The organism is Rhodoferax sp. GW822-FHT04A08 (assembly GCF_058801025.1).
Genome location: NZ_JBXAMW010000023.1, coordinates 35,636 through 42,699, shown reverse-complemented (window position 1 = coordinate 42,699; position 7,064 = coordinate 35,636). Strand labels below are relative to the sequence as shown.

The 7,064-nt window shown below is 52.9% G+C and carries 7 protein-coding genes, 1 pseudogene and 1 other annotated feature; of the genes and pseudogenes, 5 read left to right on the top strand and 3 right to left on the bottom strand.

The features are described 5' to 3' along the window. The first annotated feature begins 35 nt into the window (after positions 1-35). From AC1RMF_RS24700 to AC1RMF_RS24680, 5 genes and pseudogenes are all read left to right on the top strand, one after another. Positions 36-641, top strand: a complete 606-nt coding sequence (locus AC1RMF_RS24700; protein WP_493145072.1) for a hypothetical protein — start codon at positions 36-38, stop codon at positions 639-641. A 47-nt stretch (positions 642-688) separates the two neighbouring features. Then, positions 689-1,664 (top strand): annotated as a pseudogene (locus tag AC1RMF_RS24695) (IS3 family transposase); the annotation flags it as partial. After that, positions 967-1,083, top strand: a sequence feature (AL1L pseudoknot). (Overlaps the previous pseudogene by 117 nt.) Positions 1,665-2,197: 533 nt before the next feature. Then, positions 2,198-2,770 carry a hypothetical protein gene (locus tag AC1RMF_RS24690; protein ID WP_493145070.1) on the top strand — a complete coding sequence of 191 codons (573 nt, stop codon included), beginning with the start codon at positions 2,198-2,200 and terminating at the stop codon, positions 2,768-2,770. Between the two features lie 216 nt (positions 2,771-2,986). Further along, the gene (trhA, locus tag AC1RMF_RS24685; RefSeq protein WP_493145069.1) at positions 2,987-3,625 is read left to right on the top strand and encodes a PAQR family membrane homeostasis protein TrhA; all 639 of its coding nucleotides are present in this window, start codon (positions 2,987-2,989) and stop codon (positions 3,623-3,625) included. A gap of 251 nt (positions 3,626-3,876) precedes the next feature. After that, entirely contained in the window at positions 3,877-4,071 is a 195-nt protein-coding gene (locus AC1RMF_RS24680) for a hypothetical protein (protein ID WP_493145068.1), read from the top strand. Between the two features lie 239 nt (positions 4,072-4,310). Here the strand turns inward: AC1RMF_RS24680 and AC1RMF_RS24675 are convergent, their stop codons facing one another. The 3 genes from AC1RMF_RS24675 to AC1RMF_RS24665 are packed head-to-tail and all read right to left on the bottom strand — an operon-like array spanning position 4,311 to position 7,054. After that, on the bottom strand, positions 4,311-4,751 hold the full coding sequence (locus AC1RMF_RS24675; RefSeq protein WP_493145066.1) for an acyl-CoA thioesterase: 441 nt from the start codon (positions 4,749-4,751) through the stop codon (positions 4,311-4,313). A gap of 11 nt (positions 4,752-4,762) precedes the next feature. Further along, entirely contained in the window at positions 4,763-5,755 is a 993-nt protein-coding gene (locus tag AC1RMF_RS24670; RefSeq protein ID WP_493145064.1) for a LysR family transcriptional regulator, read from the bottom strand. 9 nt (positions 5,756-5,764) lie between these two features. Further along, positions 5,765-7,054: a M20 family metallopeptidase gene (locus tag AC1RMF_RS24665; RefSeq protein ID WP_493145062.1), complete on the bottom strand. Its 1,290-nt coding sequence runs from the start codon at positions 7,052-7,054 to the stop codon at positions 5,765-5,767. Positions 7,055-7,064 lie beyond the last annotated feature (10 nt).

Here is a 7,064-nt window from a genome sequence, read left to right as displayed (position 1 = left end):
ACGAGTGCCTACAGCATTTCGACCATTGAAATTGCATGACATTGTTTGACTCGGAAGACATGCCCAAATCATTGTTAAAGCGTAAGCTTCGAAAGCGCACTACGCACCACATCCTCCTTCAGGAATGTGCTGGCGTGTTGCAGGCGCGCATTAGACTCAGCCAGAAGATTGCGTCTCTCGATGACGGTATCGAATTCGCCTATTCGTACTTCGATTCGACTTTGAAGCTCTACACACTGGAATATGGCGCACGCGCAACTGGAGAAACCGTTCTTTGTGATTGCACTAGTGGTGTCTACAGAGGCGAGCCGGCCATATGGTTCGGCTGCCGTGATTCGAACCAAAACTTCCACCCCTCAGGCTATGGTGTTGTTGTTCACGGTGTCTTGCACGTTGAAATGAAGGGAGGCAAGCACTTCATGTTGCAAATGAATACCAGTCGTCCAATTGAAATGGTAGCGGATGCACGGACGCCAATGGAGTTGAATGCAACATCGAGTCAATCCAGGGCCGACACCGATGTCGAGGCAGACACCCTGACAAAGGCGGATTTACAGCGTCTCAGAGGTGGAACACCAATCCATCTTGCGAGCACTGCGTTGAAGAAGTGGACTCCTGGCCAGCGCAAATACCAGTATTGAGGCGCCCTGGGAATTGAGGAGGCTCCAACTTTTGAGAGAATGGAGCCATGAGAAAGTCACCCAAGTTTTCCCCCGATGTCCGCGAACGCGCTGTGCGCATGGTGCAAGAGCACCGCGGCGAATATCCATCGCTGTGGGCAGCCATTGAATCCATCGCACCCAAGATAGGCTATGTGCCGCAAACCCTCAATGACTGGGTGCGCACAGCTGAGATTGATTCTGGTGCCCGAGAAGGCGTGACTATCGATGAGCGAGAGCGGGTCAAAGCGCTGGAGCGTGAGGTCAAAGAACTGCGCCGTGCCAATGAAATCCTCAAGCTGGTCAGCGCTTTTTTCGCCCAGGCGGAGCTCGACCGCAAACTCAAGTCCTGAAGGATTTCATTGACCATCATCGCCACCCCTTCGGGGTCGAGCCGATTTGCAAAGTCTTGCAGATTGCTCCGTCGTGTTACCGGCGCCATGCAGCGCGCCAGCGCAACCCGAAACTGTGTTGTGCACACGTCCAACGCGATGTCACGCTGGTACCGCAAATCCAGCGTGTCTGGCAGGCCAATATGCAGGTCTATGGCGCAGACAAAGTCTGGCATCAAATGAATCGGGAAAGCATCGTCGTAGCCCGCTGCACGGTCGAGCGATTGATGCGGCAACTGGGCCTGCGCGGCGTGCGCCGTGGCAAGGTCGTACGCACCACCATCGGGGATGCTAGAGCCCCGTGCCCGCTGGACCGCGTCAACCGGCAATTCAATGAGACCGGCCCAATCAGCTGTGGGTATCGGACTTCACGTACGTATCGACCTGGCAGGGCTGGCAATACGTGGCCTCTGTAATTGACGTCTATGCATGCCGGATAGTGGGCTGGCGTCAGAGCAGTTTCATGAAGACAGACTTCGTTCTGGATGCACTGGAACAAGCCCTGTATGACCGACGGCCGCAACGTGATGACGCGCTGATTCACCACAGCGTCAGGGGTTCGCAATACGTGTCCATAAAGTACAGCGAACGTCTGGCTGAGGCCGGCATCGAAGCACGTAACACCTGTCATTGATCCCATTGCCATTGGCCTTGGTGCGATCCAAGAAGGAAGCGTTCTAGTGTCAAGCCACGCAACGTGGGACGAATGCGGCCGGTGACCCATTTTCGACGGATGGTTGTGCAGTCGTGCTAACGCTGACGCCTGCGGTTCAAGGGGACAACTAAGTTTGGATCGTCATCTGGGTGTAGTGAGTGTTTGAGGCTACGTCCAATTGTTTTGATTTGAGGTAACAAAAGATTCGTTGTCGCAATGACTGAATTCCACCACTTAGAAGTCAGTAGCGATTGATACCTCTAAGACCGGAGTTGTCGATTCCAGAGATTGGGGCTCCTGACGGGCCAAGCAAAGACCAGTTGTTAAAGCCGGCACTCCCCGCTGCGGTCATTGGTGCACACTCCAAGTTGCCCTTCGCGGTCCTAGCATCCCGCTTTGGCATTGAATGCTGAACGCCCTGACTTCTACGCGCCTATTGTGCCCCACACCCCTTTTCTGTTGTTACCTTTGCTGACATATTCTCCTGGGAATTGGAGCAATTAGGTGCACCGTATGGTCATCTTGATGATCATGCGTCACGTTTAGTTATCTTTGATTCAATGAATATGCTTATGCTTCAAAATATAAAAAGCTGGATGATTCTAGTTGGTAAGTGTTATCGCAAGTTCGGCAGATGTTGCGAACTTCTTGCGGTAACGCTTTCAGCTACGTTGATATTAGGTGCTTGCGGTGGTGGTGGCGAAACACGCTCACCGGTTGATTTCAATATTGGAGTCACCGTGGGCGGCCAATTACTCAGCACAACTCCAGTTGCTCCCGGTGGATATCTTGATCTTGCAATCCATGCTGGCCAGTCAGTGGCCATAGACGCTGGAGAACCAGTGGTTTGGACATTGGTGGTAGGAGGAACTGAGGTAAACAGCGGTGCGCAGGTCTACTACTCAGGCGTAAATATAACGGCAACCGCTTTGAATCAAACTTCGGTAGGCTTGGATACATATGCTCGTTACCCATTGTCGGCATCAGTTCCTGCGACTCTCATTGCAACGTCTACATATGATTCTGTACAGGTTGTCACGCTAAATCTTTTAATTACAAATTAATGGAGTGCAGAAGCCTTTTGGTTCATGCTACTTGACGATCGTTTCTGTGTTTCATCCAATTGTTTTTGGTTCAATGTTGTTGGCCGCAACATTCCAGTGTACCGTTAATCACTTGACAGTTGTATATGACTTCTCGTCACACACACTTTGCGTAGGAATGACCATAAGCTTGAATACAGTTCAGTGTCAATGGATGCGCGATGCACAATATCAGAAATGCACCATCGCAATCAAAGCCTATGTGAAGAAGTAGCCAACGCAGTAAGCCATGGCGTAGCACTGCTGGGCGCCATCGCTTGCGCGCCCCTTATCGTGGGCACAGCTATGCGTTGGAAAATCGCAAATTTGATTGGTGCAATTGTCTTCTCGGTCACAATGATATTGCTCTACTTAAGCTCCACGATCTACCATGCATTGCCCCAAGGACCCATCAAACGTGTTTTCTTGAAAATTGACTACGCAGCAATTTACCTCTTTATCGCCGGAAGCTATACGCCTTTTGCATTGGGTGCGCTCCATGGACTTTGGGGATGGACCCTGTTGGGGGTCATCTGGTTGCTGGCAGGAATAGGTATCTCGCTCAAGGTTTTCGAGCTATTTCCATATCCATGGGTGTCCACTGGCTTGTATTTGGCAATGGGATGGCTTGTTTTGGTTGCTGCGGTTCCGTTAGTCAAAAGAGTTCCACTGCCTGGAGTCATGTGGCTAATTGCTGGTGGTCTGGCGTATACGGTCGGTGTCGTGTTTTTCGTGTTGGACCACCGCATTCGCTATTCTCACGCGATTTGGCATGCCTTTGTCACAGGTGGCACTAGTTGCCACGTTATCGCCGTGATTGGCTATTCGGGCGCGTAGTCGTACGTAAGTCTCTTTTCTTTACGCCGCATTGGCTACAAGCAGGAGCGCTTCCAACGGACCGCCAAGCGTGATTTGTTACCGCCAGTGTCGAATTGCGGTGTGCCGGAAGCCATTGACAGGCTGTTCTGGTTTAAGTTCATGATGAGCTGTGGACTGCAGAGCAAAGTACCACTGACAATCAGTCTTGGCGAGCTCTGTCAAATCTTTGTCGGCGCCAATACTCCAATGGCGTTGACAGTTCATAAACATTGCTGAGCCAAAAGCTCGCCGAGTCTCTTGCGACCACCAGCGGCCCGCAGGCGTTGCCACAAGCCATCGCCCAACTGGCCCAACGACTGAGCCAACAGGCCACATTGCTGGCCAGCCTGGACTCCTTTACCGGCATTGCCTGGGTCGGCCTGATCGGCGCACTGGTGATGTTGGCTCAGCGGCTATTGAAGTGACACGAACCCATAAAGTAGAACCCTATGCAAGCAGCATCCAAGCTGGGAATTCTGGCCTTTATCGATCCGGTCTGCACCTGGTGTTGGGGCAGTGAACCGGTAACGTGCAACAACCGGCGGAACTTGCCAACAAACTAGACACTCGCTATAACCAACAGCTACATAATCATACTCTAGGCGATAGGCGCTCCACCCCTGCAAGGTAAGCTGTCAACGCAGCATCCACGTGTCGCAACGACCTATAGCGCAATTGTGTATTGCCTTAGCCAAGCGCACACCTCGTCCGGAATAGATGTCGGGCGACGGGTTTGGGGATCGACAAATACAAAGACCGACTCGGACGTGCAAAAGCATCGTTCATCTTCAAACATTCCTTGCCCAAAGCGAAATGAGGTGTTTCCCACTTCCAAGATACCAGTGCCAACGTCTACTTGTGCAGGCCAGAACACTTCGCCCAACAGATTGATAACAATGGTTGCGGGCAAGAACATCGCAGCTTCAGCTGCATCGGGCTTAAGAAATTTTTGTAAAAACAAACAGCGCCCGGTTTCCGCAAAAGCGCCGAAGGTCAAATTATTGGCATGGCCAACTAGGTCGGTATCGGACCAACGTACATGCTCCGGCGACCAATGTGAGTAAGACCTGCGTTCGGCCAGATTGGTGTTGCTTTTAAGGGACATGGTAGTGGCGTTTACTTGTTTGGTGTGTCTGAGGGGGGGGCCACGCGTTTGTTCGCGAAGGTACGCTCTGCAATTGGCACGGAGTCGATGAGCGAAAGCAGACGCTCCAACAACAGGGATTCGGCCTTGCTGCGCCGCGCGCTGGGGTCGTGAATGACATATACGCTGACCATGGGTGGGGATTCGTAAGGTGGTAAACGCCATAGGCGGCCGGCCAGAACGTCATCCTGCACCACATGTATTGGCAAGGGACCAAAGCCGAATCCGGCCAATATCAGTCGCTTGACCTCCTCCAAGTGCGAGGAGGTACCTAGAACAGGTCCATCAAACCCGTTTTGTTGGCGCAGTAGAGCTACGGGCCAAAGTGCACTGGACATTTGATCGGTCTGGAATGACACATAGGACTCATGACGCAAGGCGTCAAGCGGCAAGTCCGATTGCCCATACAGGCTATGACCCGGTCCACAAAAGTATCCAAAATGCTCGCGGTAGAGCTCCACGTAATTCAGTTTTGGCAGGCGCTCGTGCATCAGGCAGATTCCAAAACCCACCGCCCTGTCCAACACAGATTCGGCTGCTTGGTAGCTAGGCATCACCTGTGTGCTCAGGCTCACGTTGGGATAGTCCAAGTGAAATTGGGTTAGCAGTTGATCAAAAAAATCGCAAACCACATGGCTTGCCAATGCAATTTCAACATGGCCGGTCAGCTCATTGGGAGCAATATCGGTAGCAGCAGGCAGTCCATTGACGATATTGAAAAGAGAGCAACATTCCACGTACAGACGTTGCCCGGCAGGCGTCACTGAAAAATGCGCCGCACTGCGTTCAATCAGGCGGCACCCCATATGTGTTTCTAGGCGACTCAAAGCACTACTGATTGCCGGTTGCTGGACAAACAGTTTTTCGCTCGCGGCCGTGAGGCCACGTTCCTGCACGATGACGATAAACGTACGCAGCAGGTTCCAGTCCAACTCCCAGACAAACCGACGACGCACACCATTCATGCTGCGTCCTTAGCGTAGGCGATTGAGACCACACCAGCGCGCAATGAACAGCGCATAAACCGTTGCCACGCGTTGCATGCTGGAAATCGAGACCCACTCATCCGCACCGTGAATCGAATGCCCCGTGGGTCCATAGCAGGTGGATGGGATGTTGCCATAGAGGTGAAAGAATTTTACGTCAGTGGTAGCGGTCCAAGCCAGCAGTTCCGGGGTTTGCTTTACCACGTCTTGGTGGCAACTCATAAGTGTTTGTATCATGGGCTCTTCAAGATTCACGACAACACCTTCACTTTGGAAGCCATGGTAGCTGACCTTATAGCGCAAAGTCTGCGCATGTGGATGGGCGCTGTGAGCGGCCATAAGCAGTGACTCCACTTCCGCCTTGACGTCGGCCACCTTTTTCCCCGGGTAGTAGCCGATACGGATATCTGCACGGCAATGCGTGGGTACAGATGAAGTCCACTCACCGCCCTGGACCATACCCAGATTGAAATTGATGGGGTGCTCGTGCTGACAATATAGCGGGTGCCTTGCCTCAGGCAGGTTCCATTCTGCCTCCAACACACGCAAAGCCTCCACCATGTATTGGGCAAATGCAATGGCCGCTATGCCCTTGTGGGCCTGTAGTGCGTGAACCGGCAGACCATAAACGTCAAGCGTGAGCCAGAGCACGCCGATTTGGGCGCGCATAACATGTTCCTGGGTGGGCTCAGGTATGAGTGCAGCGTCGGCGGTATATCCCTCTACCAAACATGCCAGTGCACCGTTGCCAGTGCATTCTTCTTCCAGAACCGACTGAAGGTACACCGGGGCTGCAGGCTCATAACCCAGTCGCCGCAACGCGTCCATGGCGGTGCAGTAAGCCACGATGCCAGCTTTCATATCGGCAGCGCCACGGCCATACAGTCTGTCACCTTCCAGCCGAGGTACAAACGGTGGCGATGCCCACATATCCTCCACCCCAACCGGTACCACATCAATATGGCCATTGAGGATGAGGGAGCGGCCATGTACGGGACCTTGGGGGATATGCGTGCCCACTACGTTGTGGCGTCCCTGGTAAGACACGATGGCAGGTGAATACCCGGGGTGGCTCCGGATCTTTTCCTCATCTATCTCGAACTGTTTTACCTCCAGACCCATGGCTGCAAAATGGCTTGCCATCAAATTCTGGGCTGAGTGTTCCTGGCCTAGCAAGGAGGGCTGACGCACCAGCTGGGCGAGCAAGTGCACTGCGTCACGCTGCAAATCGGATACGCTGGCTTGAATGGCGTGTTGACTAGGTTCGGTCGGGTTCATAGCTGTGGGC